General features: G+C 65.4%; 13 protein-coding genes. 4 read left to right on the plus strand and 9 right to left on the minus strand.

All coding sequences use genetic code 11. The features are described 5' to 3' along the window. Positions 1-269: 269 nt before the first annotated feature. Positions 270-1,559 carry a glutamate-1-semialdehyde 2,1-aminomutase gene (gene hemL / locus ACCQ07_RS16565; protein WP_008573122.1) on the plus strand — a complete coding sequence of 430 codons (1,290 nt, stop codon included), beginning with the start codon at positions 270-272 and terminating at the stop codon, positions 1,557-1,559. A 701-nt stretch (positions 1,560-2,260) separates the two neighbouring features. Further along, the gene (locus ACCQ07_RS16570) at positions 2,261-5,032 is read left to right on the plus strand and encodes a winged helix-turn-helix domain-containing protein (protein ID WP_372363463.1); all 2,772 of its coding nucleotides are present in this window, start codon (positions 2,261-2,263) and stop codon (positions 5,030-5,032) included. A gap of 81 nt (positions 5,033-5,113) precedes the next feature. On the opposite strand, the gene azu is transcribed toward ACCQ07_RS16570, so the two are convergent. From azu to ACCQ07_RS16600, 6 genes are all read right to left on the minus strand, one after another. Beyond that, on the minus strand, positions 5,114-5,563 hold the full coding sequence (gene azu, locus ACCQ07_RS16575) for an azurin (protein WP_005911961.1): 450 nt from the start codon (positions 5,561-5,563) through the stop codon (positions 5,114-5,116). 210 nt (positions 5,564-5,773) lie between these two features. Continuing rightward, positions 5,774-6,976: a pyridoxal phosphate-dependent aminotransferase gene (locus tag ACCQ07_RS16580; protein ID WP_372363464.1), complete on the minus strand. Its 1,203-nt coding sequence runs from the start codon at positions 6,974-6,976 to the stop codon at positions 5,774-5,776. A 30-nt stretch (positions 6,977-7,006) separates the two neighbouring features. Continuing rightward, positions 7,007-7,510, minus strand: a complete 504-nt coding sequence (locus tag ACCQ07_RS16585) for a RidA family protein (RefSeq protein WP_031424214.1) — start codon at positions 7,508-7,510, stop codon at positions 7,007-7,009. Positions 7,511-7,534: 24 nt separating this feature from the next. Then, positions 7,535-7,960 carry a c-type cytochrome gene (locus ACCQ07_RS16590; protein WP_228996766.1) on the minus strand — a complete coding sequence of 142 codons (426 nt, stop codon included), beginning with the start codon at positions 7,958-7,960 and terminating at the stop codon, positions 7,535-7,537. Continuing rightward, positions 7,957-9,564, minus strand: coding sequence for a flavin monoamine oxidase family protein (locus tag ACCQ07_RS16595; RefSeq protein WP_372363465.1), 1,608 nt, complete (start codon positions 9,562-9,564; stop codon positions 7,957-7,959). Before ACCQ07_RS16595 ends, ACCQ07_RS16590 begins: the two co-directional genes overlap by 4 nt. Positions 9,565-9,633: 69 nt before the next feature. Next, positions 9,634-11,928 (minus strand): TonB-dependent receptor, encoded by a 2,295-nt coding sequence (locus tag ACCQ07_RS16600; RefSeq protein WP_372363466.1) that lies wholly within the window; start codon positions 11,926-11,928, stop codon positions 9,634-9,636. A 285-nt stretch (positions 11,929-12,213) separates the two neighbouring features. Between ACCQ07_RS16600 and ACCQ07_RS16605 the strand changes: the two genes are divergently transcribed. After that, positions 12,214-12,831 carry an HAD-IA family hydrolase gene (locus ACCQ07_RS16605; RefSeq protein ID WP_372363467.1) on the plus strand — a complete coding sequence of 206 codons (618 nt, stop codon included), beginning with the start codon at positions 12,214-12,216 and terminating at the stop codon, positions 12,829-12,831. A 185-nt stretch (positions 12,832-13,016) separates the two neighbouring features. On the opposite strand, the gene ACCQ07_RS16610 is transcribed toward ACCQ07_RS16605, so the two are convergent. After that, on the minus strand, positions 13,017-14,243 hold the full coding sequence (locus ACCQ07_RS16610; RefSeq protein WP_008577885.1) for an acetylornithine transaminase: 1,227 nt from the start codon (positions 14,241-14,243) through the stop codon (positions 13,017-13,019). Positions 14,244-14,315: 72 nt separating this feature from the next. On the opposite strand from ACCQ07_RS16610, the gene ACCQ07_RS16615 reads away from it, so the two are divergent. Beyond that, positions 14,316-15,188 carry an ion transporter gene (locus ACCQ07_RS16615; protein WP_029820205.1) on the plus strand — a complete coding sequence of 291 codons (873 nt, stop codon included), beginning with the start codon at positions 14,316-14,318 and terminating at the stop codon, positions 15,186-15,188. A 140-nt stretch (positions 15,189-15,328) separates the two neighbouring features. Here ACCQ07_RS16615 and ACCQ07_RS16620 read toward each other — a convergent pair whose 3' ends face one another. Both ACCQ07_RS16620 and ACCQ07_RS16625 read right to left on the minus strand, forming a co-directional pair. Further along, positions 15,329-16,144: an SDR family oxidoreductase gene (locus ACCQ07_RS16620; protein WP_372363468.1), complete on the minus strand. Its 816-nt coding sequence runs from the start codon at positions 16,142-16,144 to the stop codon at positions 15,329-15,331. A 124-nt stretch (positions 16,145-16,268) separates the two neighbouring features. After that, on the minus strand, positions 16,269-16,928 hold the full coding sequence (locus ACCQ07_RS16625; RefSeq protein ID WP_372164291.1) for a serine/threonine-protein kinase: 660 nt from the start codon (positions 16,926-16,928) through the stop codon (positions 16,269-16,271). Positions 16,929-16,970 lie beyond the last annotated feature (42 nt).

Here is a 16,970-nt window from a genome sequence, read left to right on the forward strand (position 1 = left end):
CGACAAACGAACGGTGCCAATGGCTACCGAAATCACACTTTCTGAACATCTGCAGCGCGATGCCAATGACTGCGCGCCATCAGCTCATTCCAAACTGTCGATCACGTCGCGTTCGATCATAGGCAGCCAAGTTCCCCCATCCGCCCACTTCGACGGGTAGGCGGGTGTCCGACGGGTAGGCGCGCAAGGCCGCAGGCCTGACAATGGCGCACGCGATGCCCGCTGCCGGGCGTCGATGCCCCCAATCGGTATTCCTCAAGGATTTGCGCATGAACCATTCCCGCTCCCACGCCCTGTTCGCCCAGGCGCAGACCTTGCTACCCGGCGGCGTCAACTCGCCGGTGCGGGCGTTCAAATCGGTCGGCGGCGAGCCGTTCTTCGTGGCGCGCGCCGATGGCCCGTATCTGTTCGATGTCGACGACAACCGCTACATCGACTACGTGGGCTCGTGGGGGCCGATGATTGCCGGACACAACCACCCGGCCGTGCGCGAAGCGGTCGAGCGGGCGATCGGCAACGGGCTGTCGTTCGGTGCGCCTTGCGCAGCCGAAGTGACGATGGCGCAGACCATTACCCGGCTGGTGCCCTCCTGCGAGATGGTGCGCATGGTCAACTCCGGCACCGAAGCCACGCTGTCGGCGGTACGCCTGGCGCGTGGCGCCACCGGGCGCAATCGCATCATCAAGTTCGAAGGCTGCTATCACGGCCACGGCGATTCGTTTCTGGTCAAGGCCGGCAGCGGCATGCTGACCCTGGGTGTACCGACCTCGCCCGGCGTACCCGCAGGGCTGAGCGAGCTGACCGCCACGCTGAGCTTCAACGACTTCGAGGGCGCCACCGCGCTGTTCGACGAGATCGGCGCGGAGGTGGCGGCGGTGATCATCGAGCCGGTGGTCGGCAACGCCAACTGCATTCCGCCGCAGGCCGGCTATCTGCAGCATCTGCGCACGCTGTGCACGCGGCACGGCGCGTTGCTGATCTTCGACGAAGTGATGACCGGCTTCCGCGTCGCGCTCGGTGGTGCGCAGGCACATTACGGCGTGACCCCGGACCTGACCACCTTCGGCAAGATCATCGGCGGCGGCATGCCGGTGGGCGCGTACGGCGGCCGCCGCGACTTGATGGAGCAGGTTGCTCCGGCCGGGCCGATCTACCAGGCCGGCACCTTGTCGGGCAACCCGGTGGCCATGGCCGCCGGCCTGGCGATGCTGGAGCTGGTGCAGGAGCCGGGCTTCCACACGCGCCTGAGCGAGGCCACCAGCCTGCTGTGCGAAGGCCTGGAAGATGCCGCACGCGCGGCCGGCATTGCCGTCACCACCAATCAGGTCGGCGGCATGTTCGGGCTGTTCTTCACCGACGACATCGTGGAAAGCTACGCACAGGCCACCGCGTGCGACATCACCAGCTTCAACCGCTTCTTCCACGCGATGCTGCAGCGGGGCGTGTACCTGGCGCCCTCGGCGTACGAAGCCGGCTTCATGTCCAGTGCGCACGACCAGGCGGTGATCGAAGCCACGCTGGCGGCAGCGCGCGAGGCGTTTGCGGAAGTGGCGCGCTGATTGGCCGGGAATTGGGAATTGGGAATCGGTGAGCGCGGAGGCGTCGCTGGTTTGCTGCTTTGCGATGCGGCGTGATCGTGCCGCACTGGCAGTGGCGCAGGACACTGGCGAGGTAGGCATCACCGGGGTTCCTGGTGAGCCTGCGCGTACGTGCAACCGGTTTCGTTCGTAGCAACGGCGACTGCACGGCGGTGCGCGTTGCCAGACTGTGCGCCATGCTCGCAGCGAACTGTGGATGGCGCTGTCTTTGCACAGGAGCGGCTGCCACAACGCAGCGGGTAGCCGTCAGCCGGGCCTGGGCGGGGCGCAGGACCGCGGTGCGTGGTCCACGCCGCATCGCGCATCGGCCGCGGCTGTGTGGTAGCGAGCGTAGTCGCTTTGGCAATTGCTTTTGGTCGCTGCTCTCTCACCACCGCGGCCACGCGCAGGCGACCTCTAGCGTTCCTTGACCGAGTGCACGGGCCGGCGCTTCGGCCGCAATGCCTCCTCGACTCGGCGCAACACGCTTTGCTTTTGTCGTGTGGCTGTCATACCTTTCTGAAAAAGGTGCTCAGGGACGGGCATGGGTGGGGACCCTCGAAGCAGCCGCTGCACCTGCGTCGCCGAATCCGGCGATGACGCTGCATTGCCGCTGTTTCACCCCGATCTGCAGCGTGTCGAGTCGGCACGCTGTCGACGCTCGATACGGCCGCCCTCGCCTCATGCTCAAGCCTGTTGCGCTGCTCACCCCGCGCCCGACACCGTCGCGCGACCCCGTGAATCCCGATTGGCTGCTTGCCGGCAAGCTGGAGCCTGCGTTGCCGCCCCCCAGCGCGGTGGTGCGTGGCGCACTGCTGGCTGCGCTGGATCAGGCGCAGGCACGTCCGCTGACGCTATTGCTCGCCCCGCCCGGATTCGGCAAGACCACGCTGCTGGCGCAGTGGCATGCGCACCTGAGTACGCGCGAGCAGAGCGCGGTGGCATGGCTGTCGCTGGACGAAGAAGATGCCGACGCCGGGCGTTTTCTCGGCCATCTTGCGTATGCGCTGCAGAACGCAGGCGCCGACCACGCGCTGTGCGCGGCCGTGCTGCACAACCGCGATCACGACCCGCGCGACGCGGCGGCATTGCTGATTCGCGCGCTACGCGCAGCGCCCCGGCGCATCAGCGTGATTCTCGACGACTACGACCGACTCGGCAGCAGCCCTGTCGATGAACTGGTGCTACGCCTGATCGAACACAGTGGCGGGCGTTTGCATCTGGCACTCGCGACCCGCCGCGTACCCAATCTACCCCTGGCGCGGCTGGATCTGCACGCGCAGCTCAGCCGCATCGGCAGCACGCAGCTGGCGCTCGACGACACCGAAGCGCAGGCGTTGCTGGGCCCGCACGTGACCGCACCGGTGGCGGACGAACTGCGGCGCTACACAGAAGGCTGGCCGGTGGCGCTGCAACTGGCACGGCTGTGGTTGGAAGGCGATACCCAGCGTCGGCAGGAAGTCACCGTACGTTTCTCCGGGCGCAGCGCGCAGATTGCCGCGTACCTGGCCGAACAAGTGGTCAACGATCTGGACCCAGACACCCGCGAACTCCTGTTGCGCACCAGCCCGCTGGAACGCTTCAACGCCGCGCTCGCCGACGCGGTGCGCCAACGCCAGGACAGCGGCCGCTTGCTGGCGCGGCTGGAGCATTTCCATGGTCTGCTGGTGCCGCTGGATGGCGAGCGCGAATGGTTCCGCTACCACCCGCTGTTTGCCGACTTTTTGCAGCAACTGCTCGACCGCGAACATCCAGGCCTGAGCGTGCAGCTGCATCAACGCGCAGCGCGCTGGTTCGGCGATCATCAGCAGCTTGCCGAAGCGGTGCGGCATGCTTGGCGCGGCGGCTGCGGCGATCTTGCCGCCAGCTACATCGCACGCGCCGGCACCTGGCAGCTGCTGTTGACTCACGGCACGCATGAAGTACGCGCACTGCTGCGCCATTTCGACCACCGCACCATCCGCGACACACCCGCGCTCAATCTCACCCAGGCGCACCTGCACATCAAGCTGGGCGAATTCAGCCATGCACGCCTGTTGCTGGAGCGCTTCCGCGATTTTCCGGCTGCGTTACGCGAGCCGCTGCAGCGCGACTACACCGTGGTCGTGGCGCTGCTGCGCGACCGTCTGGATGAAATCTGCGGCAATCCGCATGGCCTGACCCAGATTGCCGCCCAGGCTGGCGCACTGGACGAAGACGACCATCTGGGCCGCGGCATGTTGCTCTGCATCTGCGCCACCACCGCGATTGCGCAGGGCGCGTTCGCGGTTGCCGAGCGCTACGCGCGCAACGCGCGCGACACCATGCAACGTGGCGGCAGCGAGGTCGGTGCCAGCCGGGCCATGTTGTCGCTGGGGCAGAGCCTGTTCTATCGCGGCCGGCTCAGCGATGCGGAAGCCTGCTATCAGCAGGCACTGAGCTGGTGCGCACGTACCCCGCAGCCGGATCGGGTGCTGGAAGCCGCCGCTCAGTGCCTGCTTGCGCAGTTGCACTACGAACGCGGCCATCACGACGACGCAGCCGACCTGCTGCATCCGGCGCTGGAATTGCTGGAGCAGCACGATGGCGGCGTGGACGTGCTGGCCGCCGGATACGGCACTGCGCTGGGGCTGGAACGCGTGCGCGACCATAGCGGACGCAGCGCGTTGCTGTTGCTGGAGCATATCGAACAGATCGCACACGGACGCAAATTGGCGCGCTTGTCGGAACTGGCTGCAGCATGGCGGCTGATGCTGTTACTGGAACATCCAGGCAACGCCGCCATCGATGTGCTGATCGCACGTACCGGCGGCGAATCCGGCCTGGCGCATACCTTGCGCTCGCCACACCGCTGGCACGATCGCGCGGCGATGGGCTTCGCACTGGCCCGCTGGCATCGCCTGGCCGGGCGCAGCAGCGCCGCGCTGAGCATCCTCGGACAGATCGAGCAAGCCTGCCTGGCCAACGACAATGTCTGCCATCTGGCGCGCGCCCGTGGACGCATCGCGCTGGTACTGCAGCAACGTGGCGAACTGGTTGCCGCCCTGCCGTATCTGTACAGCGCATTGGACCATGTCGCGCTCACGCAAAGCTGGCAGGCGATCGTGGAACTGGGCTTGCCGGCCAAGGCGATGCTGCGCTCGCTACGCCAGCACGACCCGCAGACCGTGGGCGGCACCACGCGTGCCTTGACCATCCAGGCCTTGCTCGAACGCCTTAGCGGCAACGACGACCCGGCCGGTGACATCTTCAGCGAGCGCGAACTGGAAGTGCTGGCGCAACTGGCGCGTGGCTATTCCAACAAGCAGATCGCACGCTGCCTGCACCTGTCGGAAAACACGGTCAAATTCCATCTGAAAAACCTGTACCGCAAGCTCGACGCGCGCAGCCGCGAAAGCGCGCTTGCGCAAGCATTGCAGCGCGGGTTGTTGCGTGGAAGCGGCCCGCATGCAGATCAGCCGCTGCGACCTGGCTGAGCCAGGTCGCATGCATCTTGCGTTCAACGCAGGTTTGCACGTGTGGCGGCCAGGCCTGACAGCGTTGGCCGCCCGCACGCATCACCCGAACGTCAGCGTGCCCTTCATCATCGCCCAATGGCCGGGGAACGAGCAGAAGAACGTGTAGTCGGCGCCCTTGCTCAGTTTGCTGGTGGGAAAACTCACCGTGGTGCTGTCGCCGCCGCCAATGACCTTGGTGTGCGCAATCACGCGTGCGTCGGCCTTGGGCAGATAGCTGTCGGCGATGGTCGAACGTACGCCGGCATTGGCCACCGCCTGGAAATCGGCAGACTTGGTCAACACCCAGTTGTGCCCCATCACGGTGGCAGCCATCTTGCCGGAATGCTTGAGCGTAAGCTCCACCTGCGTGCACTCGGGCGCTAGCTTGATCGCGCTCTGGTCGAACTTCATTTGATCGTTGCCGGTGATGGTCACCGCGCACGTCCGTGCCCATGCCGTCGGCGCCATCAGCGCCAGCGCACACACAGCAATCGTGGAAAACAGCTTCAAGAGAACACTCCTGCGTTGGGAAGGTGCAGCACATCGCACGCGGCGCACCATTGCAACAGCGACGTGGTCAGAGGTGCTGATAGTGCCAGAGTAACGCGGAGTCGCAATCAACAAGGCATCACGCGCCAGCCCACTGCATACGCTCGCGCATCGACCAACGATGCCAGGCGTCCTGCTGATTGCAAGCAGACCTTCGGCCGCATGCGTGCTTCACGCGTAACGGAAAAACGCATCCATCGGATCTGCTGCTGCGGACGCGATGGCCGGCACCGGCAACGGGCCGCGCTTACCGGCGATCACTTGTACGAACGCCTGCTTGAAACGCGCCATCTCCGCATCGGTGCCCACAGTGATCCGCGACCAGGTTGGCCACACCGGCCAGCTGCGGCCGATGAACACGCCATGGGTGGCCATGTCGTCCTTGAAACCGGCGGCAGGCCGCTTTACATCCACCATGAAGCAGTTGCTCTCCGAGGCAGTGCACGCATAGCCCTGCCTGGCGAGAAAGTCCATCACATCCGTGCGCGTCGCGGCCGTACGTGCGCGCCGTTGCGGCACCAGTGCAGGATCACGCAGGCTGGCCAGCCCGGCAGCGGCGGCTGTGACCGGCAAGCTGTTGACGCTGTAGAACTTCAGCTTGGCCAGCAGGTCCGGACGCGCGGCCGCATAGCCCAGGCGGATGCCGGCCATGCCATAGAGTTTGGAGAAGGTGCGCAACACCACCACGTCTTCGCCTGCAGCCACCATGTCGACCATGCTGCGCGTGTTTTGCGCGAAGTGGATATACGCCTCATCCACCACCAACACGCTGCCTTTGGGCTTGTGCGCCAAAGCGTAGTCCAGATCCTTGCGTGCGGTGACCGAACCGGTGGGATTGTTGGGGTTGCAGATGTAGATCACGCCCGCGTTGGCGTCCGCCGCGCACATGGCCTGTACATCGTGCGAAAAGTCCTTGCGCAGCGGCACCTTGATCAGGCGCGCACCATTGCGGGTTGCCGCACGCCAACCGGATTCGTAGGTGGGGTCGGCCGTGACCAACGCGGCGCTGGGCGAAGTAAATGCCAGCATCGTGTAGTCGAGCGGTTCGGTGGACCCGGCATACGCCATCAGGTGATCGACCGGCAGCGCGAGCTCGGCAGCCAGGGTGGTCATCAATTCCATCTGTACCTGCCGCAAATACCGCCCGCCTTGCGGGGCGATCTGCGCGATGGCCTTTACTGCGGCAGCCGACGGTCCATCCGGAAATTCATTGGAGTCGATCATCACCGGTGCCAGCGCCGTTGCCGGTGCGGGCGCGATGGCAGTGGAGCGTTCGACGGCGCTGGCCAGCAGCGGCAAGCTGCCGGCACCGGCGGCGCCGGCAAACAACGCGGAGTCGCGTAGAAACGCGCGGCGCGAAAGAGCAGTGTTCATGACAACCTCCAGCAGGATGACAACGCGGATTCAGGGACGCACGGCAACCACTTCGATCTCGACCCGATACAGCGGGTTACCCAGCGCTGCGATCTGGAATGCCGAGCGCGCCGGCAGGTTGGGTTGCTCCTTGGTGCCGAAAAACTGGCGATAGCCTTCCATGAAGCCGTTGAAATCCATCTTGCCGCCCATCGCCGGATCGCCGACCAGAAACACCTGCATCTTCACCACATCGCCCATGCCCAGCCCCAACGTGGCCAGCTGCTGCTTGATCTGGTTCAACACGCTCACCGTCTGCGCCTTGGTGTCGCCATAGGCGGCCGCCGAATCCTTCGGCGCACTGGTATCGATCACCGCCGGCACCTTGCCACTGACATACACCGTGGCCTTGCCGGCCGGAATTTCCACCGCGGCAGCGATGGGAAAATCGCTGTTGGGAATCTTGTGGCGGATCACCTCGGCCGCGTGTGCGGCACCGAGACTGGAAGACCAAAGCACTGCGGCGGTGAGAACGGTCGTGATGGAACGGAGCATGGCAATTCCTTGTAGGAGAGAAGATCAGCGGCGGAGTGATCTGACGTCGTCGATGGTCACGCGCTCGGCATAGTCGTTACCGAAGTGCGTGCGCACATAGCTCACCACTTCGGCCACCTGGCGGTCGTCGAGCATGTCGGCGAAACCCGGCATCCCCGCGTGGCCGTCGAGCACCATCATGGTCACGTACGGGCCGGCGGCCAGTTTCGGGTTGCTGGCAAGCGCAGGATAGTCGCCGGCACCTTGCGCGCCACGCCCGGCCGGCATATGGCAACCCTGGCAGATCGCCTGGTAAACGTCCTGGCCGGAGGCCTTGGCGAAGCCTTGCTGCGGAAACAGCTGGGTGGCATCGGAACTCTGCGCCTGCGCATCGCGCACGTTGGGCGGCAGCAACAAGGCGAGAATGGCGAGCGCAACAGTGGCGCCGCACGCTCTTGGCAGCAGACTCATGCGCGCGCTCCCTGGGCAATGACCTTGCGATGCAGGCGGCCAACGACATCGTGCGCCGACAGAATGGCACCCTCCTGCCAGGCCGGAATGTACGACACGTGCTCGCCGGCCAGTGCCAGCCGTCCGTCGATCTGGCACAGCGGTTGGTAATGCTCGGCGCGCGCCTGCTCGCTCCACATGCCGAAGCAGCCATGCGTGAACGGCACGCGGTGCCAGCCGACCGCAATGCCGTTTTCGAATTCGCGCGGATACTGCGGATGCAGCTGGGTGCCGTATTCCACTGCTTTACGCACGCGCTGCTCCGGGGACATCGCGGTGAACTGGTAGGCATCCAGCCCCCACACATAGGCGCCGAGCAGCACGCCTTTGCCAGGGCTGTGGTAGTTGGTGCTGGGGTAGCTGATCAAGGTGATCGGCAGATCGGTGTAACTGATGCCGCCGTAGATCGCTTCGTCTTCTTCCCAGAAACGGCGCTTGAATTGCAGCCCCACTTTCACCGAGGCCGCATACGGCACCTTGCCGATCGCCGTGGTCATCGCATCGCTGGCGGTGACCGGTATGCGGCTGAGCACCGACAACGGAATGGTGCAGATGCACCAATCCGCAGTGGCGAGACGTTCTTCGCCACCACGCGCCGCATCCTGCCAGGACACGCGCACGCCGCTGCCGTCTTGGTCGATCTTGGTGACCTTGGCGTTATAGGTGATGGCATTGCCCAGTTGACGCGCGAACGCCTTGCCGATCTGGTCCATGCCTCCCACCGGCTGGAACATGGTGGCCTGCATTTCGTAGTTGTTGCCGGCTGCCAGTGTGGTCCACAGGCGCGAGCGCAGCACGTCCTGCACGCTGAAAGGATCGGAGAATTCCGGCTTGCCCGACAAGCCACCGCCGGGATAGCGCGCAAACCCGCGCCGCTCGCTGCTGTCCTTGCCTTTGACATATCCGAACTTCTGGTCGAGCGCGCCCCAGGTACGCAGTGATTCCAGCAGCAGCTCCTGATCCTCGCGGCTGACGGCCGTGTCCAGGGCGCGTTGCTGCGTGCACTTGGCCAGCAACTCGGACACATGGCCCTTGTAGTCGGCGTCGATGGCACGAAAGCGCTGCGGTTTGCCGCCGAAGCCGTTCTGGCTGTGCAGCAGCGCGTTGTAATTGACCTGATTGAACGCTTCCAGCGCCACGCCGAACTGCTTGCAGTAACTCAGCACCGCCTTGTGGTGATGCGGAATGCGCCACGGCCCGGGATTGAGATACAAACCCTCGTCGAACTGGCAATGCTGCCTGGCCCCGCCCAACTCGGCATAGCGGTCGCCGCCGCGCAGGGTCCAGTTACGCCCGCCGGGGCGGTCGTTGTATTCGAGCAGTTGCACGCGGTAACCGGCCTTGCGCAACTCGAACGCCGCGCTCATGCCGGCCAGCCCGGCACCGAGGATCAAGACCGATGCCCCCTTGGGGTCGCCATCCAGTTGCAGTGGGCCTTTGAAACTGGATTCGGCCGCCATGCCCAGGCTGCTCATCGCCTGATACATCATCGCGCCACCGGCGGTCATACCGATGCGCGCCAGCAATTGCCGCCGCGTCATCGCTCCCGTGTGATTGCCTTGCATCAACGCACGTCCCCTGCATGTCGTGGACTAACGCACGCGACCGGCAACCCTGCCGGCCGCGGCTGCACTTCAGAATGTGTAGGCCAGGCTGGCGAACAGCTGCCGTGGTGCGATCAACTGATACGAGCCCGAGCTTTCGTTGGGAAATACCGCCCCGATCGCATCGTCCTTGTCGAACAGGTTGTAGACCGACAACTGCAGCCGGCCACCGGCAAGGAACCCGCCGTCTTCGCCCTGATACCCGACGCTGCCGTTGACGATGAAGGTGGCATCTACCCGATCGGTATTGAGCGTATCGCCGTAGCGCTTGCCAGTGTATTTGGCATCGAGGTTGGCAAACAAATGCGTGCCTTCCCAACCGCCGTTGACGCTGAACATCACCTTCGGCGCATCCGGCACCTCGTTGCCTTCCACCTGCACCAGGTTGCCGCTGACCGGGCCGAAATAGTTGTCCTGGAACTCGGAGTTGTTCCAGGTCAGCGATGCGCCCAGCCGCCAGCCTGGCGCCGGCTTCCACATGCCGGACATTTCGGCCCCGTACGTCTGCACGTCGCCGACGTTGGCGTAGACGGTGGGCGCCACCACCAGCGGGTCCGGGTCGGTCAGCGCGATGATGCGGTTCTCGTAATCGATCCTGTAGGCGGCGATGTAGCCGCTCCACTGCGTGGATTCGGCGCGGATGCCGATATCGATGTTGGTGGACTCTTCCGGTGCGATATCCGGGTTGAACGCACCCGAGGTCAGCGCCAGCCGCGGCGCCGAGCTGAAGTTTTCCGCATAGTTGGCGAACACCTGCACGCCCTCGGCAAGCTGGAAGCTGGCGCCGACCTGGGGCTGGAACCAGTCGCTGTTCTTGATGGTGACATCGCGGCGCACGCCGACATTGAAATCATCCAGATTGGCGATGCCGTCGTAGTCGCGTTTGACATCCAGCCCCTTGGCACCGAACTCCATCGTCAAGCGGTCGTCGAGCAGGCGCAGCGTGTCCTTGATGTAGAGCTGCTTCACTTCGGTGGAGAAGTGGTTGTCGTAGTAGATGACGATCGGCAGCGCGCCCTTGAGCAGCTCGCCGGTGGCCGGGTCCAGGTTGTACAGCGGGCGCACCTGATCGAAGTCGTAGTTTTCGTACCACGCGCCGACTTCGAGCTTGTTGTGCTCGGTCTCCCATGACACCGCTGTGGTGAGGCCATAGCGATCGCCCCCCATGATTTCTTCGCGCCGCGTCATCGCACCGACGTGGGTGACAGTGCCGGTGGCATCGACGATCTGCGGGTCGTTGATGGCGATGTCGGTGCGCCCCGGCGTGCCGGCGATGGCATCGTTGTACAGGCCTGTCGCCGTGCTCGGCGGAGTGCCGCCGACGCCATACCCATGCTTGTTCTCGTAATAGCCGGTAAAGGTGAAGCCGATTGCATCGTTGAACAGGAAATTGCCGTGCAGGCTGAGCAGCGAGTCGCGTCGCCCGTTCTGCCATTCGCTGTAATGCTCGGCATCCACTTCCGGGTTGCCGGTGATGCGCTCATGCAGGTCCCACGCCACCGAACCGTCGGAGTTGTACGACTGCACGTCGTAGTCCTTGCGGTTGTTGTAGATCCATCCCAGCGTCAGGCTGCCAGCGTCCCAGGCCTGGCGAATCTTGGCTTCGAAGTGATCGCTCTTCTGCGTGGCCGGCTCCATGTCCCACACCCCGCCTTGCGTGCGCGAGGCGGACAGATACGCGCTGGGGCCGCCTTTCCACCAGTCCGGCGTATCCAGGCGCACGAAGCTGCGCACCAGATCGTCCGAACCAATCGTCTGGGTGAGATTGCCGCTCCAGCTGTCGCCGCCCTTTGGTGGCAGGCTGGTGTAGCGGATCGCACCGCCCAGTGCATGGTAGGAAGGCTGGGTGACATCGCCCGAACCGGCGGACACCGTCACATCGAGCAGGTTTTCGCTGGAGACGTAGCGCGTAATCGGCCCGCCTTCGCGGGTGTCGAAGGTTTCGATCGGAATGCCGTCCAAGGTCACGCCGATCTGGTTGGCGGAAAACCCGCGGATGGTCATCGAATCACCGAATTCATACAGCCCGAACGGGTCGGTGGTCTGCACGTTCACGCCGGGCAGGCTGGCCAACAGCTGCTGCGGCGCCACCCCTGGCACCTGCGCCTGGATCTCGTCCGCCGAGATGGACGCGGTGGTGCGGGTGGAGCCGGTGCCCACCACGCTGACCGCATCCAGCGTGCGTGCGTCTTGCGCCAGCGCAGGCAAGCTCTGCGCGCCGGCCAGCAGCAAGGTCATTGATGCCAGCGCGCGGCGCGGGCGGGTGGTGGCGAGGATGTCGGCGACCGAGGCCGCCAATCGATCGGTGTTCGAGCACTTTGGCATGCAATCAACCCCTGGAGACGTGTGGCGTGCTGAGTGACCGGGCGCTCCCCCGAGACCGGCTGATACCGCGGATGCGGCGTGCAGTGACCATAACCAGCGCGATTGCTGCCTAACCTGGGTGCGGCGGGTGGGCTCGGCGCAGGCGGGTAGGTCGCTACCGAATTCAAAACTCTGAATAGGTAGCGCAGCCACCTACCTGCGCGAATGCCCTGCATTGCAGCTCTTGCGCGCTTGCCATGCCGCGCCGAATCGACAACGCTGCGCAGCCGCCGTACGAGCACGCATATGTCGCCCGCACCACCATCGCTGCTGTTGCTGGATTTCGACGGCGTGCTCGCGCACTACGCGCGGCCACGGCGCCTAGCCGCGCTTGCAGCAGCGGCGCAATGCTCACCGCAGCGCGTGCATGAGGTGTTGTTCGTGCAAGGTCTGGAGCGCGCCTACGATGCGGGTGCGATCGACACGCAGGCGTATCTGGCGCGTCTGAGCGAAGGGCTGGGGCAGCCAATCGATCGCACTACCTGGATCGATGCGCGCGTGGCGGCCTGCCGCGCCGACCCGTCGGTGGTGACACAGGTGCTGGCGGTGTCGACGACTACGGCGGTGGCGGTGCTCACCAATAATGGCCCGTTGATGGCAGAAGCGATCGAGCGGATCGTGCCCTCGCTATTTCCGTTGTTGCGGGGCCGCGTGCTGTGCAGCGGTGCACTGGGCGGCCGCAAACCGGATGTGCCGGTCTATCAGCGCGCGCTTGCGCAACTTGAGCAACGCGCCGAACGCACGTTGTTTGTCGACGACCTGTTCGTCAACGTGCGTGGCGCACGCGCGGCCGGCCTGCACGCCGACACCGTGCGCGATGCGCGTGCACTGCGGCGAGTGCTGAAGCGATACGGACTTGCATGAAACCAAGCCCCTCTCCCGTCGGGAGAGGGGTTGGGGGTGAGGGTACGGCGGAAGACAGCCATCCCCTCCGGGCAATGGAAAGACCGGGCACTGCGTCAGCGCGCTACATGCCACACACCACGCATCTCCAAGGCCCTTGCAGCCGGCTGCGGGCCGGCCAGGGGGCGCGCAAGCACCGCCCGACATCACGCCTGGGCGACATACTCGGCAATGGCCAGACGCAAGCGCGCCAGGCCATCGGCCAGTTCGGCATCGGTGAGATTGAGTGCCGGCACGAAGCGCAATACATCCGGGCCGGCCTGCAGCAGCAGCAAGCCATGCGTGGCCGCCAGGTCGAGGATCGCCCCGGCCTGCCCCGCGTGCGCAGGAGCCAGTACCGCGCCCAGCATCAGGCCACGCCCACGAATCTGCGCAAACAGGCCAAAGTCGGCATTGAGCGCTTCCAGCCCGGCGCGCAATGCCGCAGATTGCCGCACCACGTTATCGGCAATCTGCGGCGAGGCCAGCTTGCGCAGCGCCACGCGCGCCACTGCCGCGGCCAGCGGGTTGCCGCCGAAGGTGGTGCCGTGCGCGCCGAACTGCATGGTTTCGGCGACCTTGGGCCCGGCCAGCATCGCGCCGATCGGGAAACCGCCACCCAAGGCCTTGGCCAGGGTCACGATGTCCGGCGTCACCTGCTCCTGCCAATGCGCGAACAGCGTGCCGGTGCGGCCCATGCCGCATTGAATTTCGTCCAGCACCAGCAGCGCATCATGCTGGTCGCACAGCGCGCGCACGCGGCTCAGAAAGCCCGGCGCGGCCGGCATCACGCCGCCCTCGCCCTGGATCGGCTCGACCATCACCGCCGCCACATCGCCGCCGGCCATCGCCGCTTCCAGCGCCGCGACATCGTTGAAATCCACATAGCGAAATCCACCCGGCAGCGGCTCGTAGCCTTCCTGATACTTGGGCTGCGCAGTGGCGGTGACCGATGCCAGCGTACGGCCATGAAAACTGCCGCGGAAGGTGACGATGACACGCTTGTCGGCCGGACGGCCCTGGCTGCTGGCCCACTTGCGCACCAGCTTGATCGCCGCCTCGTTGGCCTCGGTGCCGGAATTGCACAGGAACACCTTGTGCGCGAAACGCGAGGCGCTCACCAGTTCTTCGGCCAGTTTCAGCGGCGGCGCGCTGAAAAACACGTTACTGGTGTGCCACAGCTTGCCGGCCTGCTCGGTGAGCGCAGCCACCAGATCGGGGTCGTTATGGCCGAGCCCGCTCACCGCGATGCCCGACGACAGATCCAGATATTCGCGCCCGGCATCGTCCCACACGCGGCTGCCCTGGCCGCGCTCCAGCACCACCTGGCGCGGGCGATACACCGGCAGGTAGTAGTGCGCGAGGGACAGGGGCGAATCGGCAGCGGTACTCATGAGGATGGGTCGCAGAAGCGGAGGGAGAAGCGGCATTCTCGCGCATTCGCCGGCCTGCGGCACAATGCGCGCATGCGCCCCTTCTCCGATCCGCAACTCACTGCCGCCACCGACGATGGCTGGCGCCGGCAGTGGTTCGACATCATCTACCGCCACGACACCCGCCCCTCGCGCAATTTCGACCTGATGCTGGTGGTCGCGATCCTGGCGAGCGTGGTGGTGATCATGATCGACAGCGTGCCGCGCATCCATTCGCATGCCGCGGACTGGCTGGTGCCGCTGGAATGGGCGTTCACGGTGATCTTCACCATTGAATACGCGCTGCGCCTGGCCGTGGTGCGGCGCCCGCTGCATTACGCGCTCAGCGTGTGGGGCGTGATCGACCTGCTGTCGATCCTGCCCAGTTATCTCTCGTTCTTCGTGCCCGGCGCACAGACGCTGTTGGTGGTGCGCGTGCTGCGCATCCTGCGGCTGTTCCGCATTCTCAAGCTCACCCGCTACATCGAAGAAAGCGGACAGTTGCTGGATGCGCTGTGGCGTAGCCGTCGCAAGGTGTTGGTGTTCCTGTTCACCGTGCTCACCATCACCGTGATCGCCGGCGCCACGATGTACATCATCGAAGGCCCGCAGCACGGCTTTACCAGCATCCCCACCAGCATGTACTGGGCCATCGTCACCATGGCCACGGTGGGCTTCGGCGATCTGGTGCCGCAGACCACGCTGGGTCGCTTCGTCACCTCGGCCCTGATCCTGATCGGCTACAGCATCATCGCCGTGCCCACCGGCATCTATACCGCCGAACTGGCCAGCTCATTGCGCGACGGTGGCCACACCGGCAAACGCGATGCGCGCAACTGCGCCCGCTGCGGGCTGGAAGGCCACGCGGCCGACGCACGTTATTGCCGGCAATGCGCCGAGCCACTGCCGGAGCTGGGCAATGGCTGAGGCGCTGGAGCAGCCAACGCCACGGCGCCGCCGTCAGGCGGACGCGGCCGTTGCTCGGCAGTGCGTGTGCCACGCGTACACGGCGGTTGCGCCGTGCCGTCCACGCTCACGACAAGTGCGTACCCTGTGGTTAGCCGCTCTCAGTCCAGAAACAGATCCGGCAACAGCGCGCGCGATGGATCCATTGCATAGCCGCTCAAGTCGGTGATGCCAGCCTGGGCGAGCACCTCGTCATCGATCAGGAACCGGCCGTAAAACCCGGCTGCGGCGCGCGTCAGCACCGCATGCGCGGCGTCGGCCATGATCTCCGGCCGACGGCAGGCCGCCGCGTCCACGCCGGCAAGCATGTTGATGGCATCAGTGGCGATCACGGTACGCGGCCACAACGCATTGATCGCCACGCCTTGCGGGCCGAATTCCGCGGCCAGCCCCAGGGTGACCAGACTCATGCCCATCTTGGCCAGCGTGTAGCCGGTGTGCGCGCCCCACCACGCCGGGTTCAACGAGGGCGGCGGGGCCAAGGTGAGGATGTGCGGATTGGCCGCCTGCAGCAGATGCGGCAGGCACGCCTGCGCGCACAGGAAACTGCCGCGCGCGTTGACCTGCTGCATCAGATCGAAGCGCTTCATCGGCGTGTCCAACGTACCGCGCAACCAGATCGCACTGGCGTTGTTGACCAGGATGTTGATCCCGCCGAACGCATCGACCGTTGCCGCCACTGCCGCACGCACCTGAACTTCGTCGCGGATGTCGCACTTGAGCGCCAGTGCCTGCCCACCGGCCGCCGTCACCGCCGTGGCCGCGCTATGGATGGTGCCAGGCAATTTGGGATTGGCCACCGCCGACTTGGCCGCAATCGCCACATTCGCCCCATCGCGCGCCGCCCGCAACGCAATCGCCAAGCCAATCCCACGCGAGGCACCGGTGATGAACAGGGTTTTGCCCGATAACGTCATGGGATTAGAGAGTCGGGATTGGAGATTCGTAAGAGCTTATTCCTTCATTGCTACCACCAACCACCCACCGCTCAAGCAATACGCTCTTGCGAATCCCCAATCCCGAACAACCAATCCCCGCCGCTCAGGGCTTGGGCCCCTGCCCTTCGTTGTCTTCCCAGTGCAGCACGCGGCGGGTCACGAAGCGGTAGACCGGTTTGCCGGTGGCAAACCACAGCTCGCGAACCCAGGAGGTGCGCTTGAGCACGCGGCGTTCCACCGGGGTCAGTGCGGCCGGGCAGTACATGCGCTTGTGCTTGAGCAGGTGGCGCAGATCCTCGCGGGCAAGCAGACGCATCCAGCGCGCGCGCGGGTTGCCGCGCACCGCCAGCTGGAAGTCGATCACCGCCGGGCTGCCGTCCTCCTGCACCAGCCAGTTGGCTTCCTTGGCCAGATCGTTGTGGGCCACGCCGCGGCGATGCAGCTGTTGCAACAGCCGGCGCGCGCTGCGGAAGTAGGCCAGATCGCCGCGCGGCGGTCGCTGGTACATCGCAGCGCCGTCCAGATAGCTGCGGTCCAGGTGCCGCCCGTCCCAATGCAGCAGCCGCGGTGTGCGCGGCACGCCATCCAGCTGGCGCAAGGCCAGCGCTTCGCGGCGTGCCAGCCACCAGGCCACGCCGCGCAACAGCCACGGCGCCACGCTCAGGTCGCGACGCACGAACATGCGTTGGTCATCGCGGATCAGCAGAATGCGTCCGAACGTATCGGACTTCAGCGGCAGATTGGCTGCAGGGTCGTGAGTCATCCCCCATTGTAGGCGGCAGGTCTGTCTCGCTGCCCACCTTTG

Origin of the sequence: Xanthomonas sp. NCPPB 3583, assembly GCF_041475715.2 — a bacterium.
Classification (GTDB): Bacteria; Pseudomonadota; Gammaproteobacteria; order Xanthomonadales; family Xanthomonadaceae; genus Xanthomonas; species Xanthomonas euvesicatoria.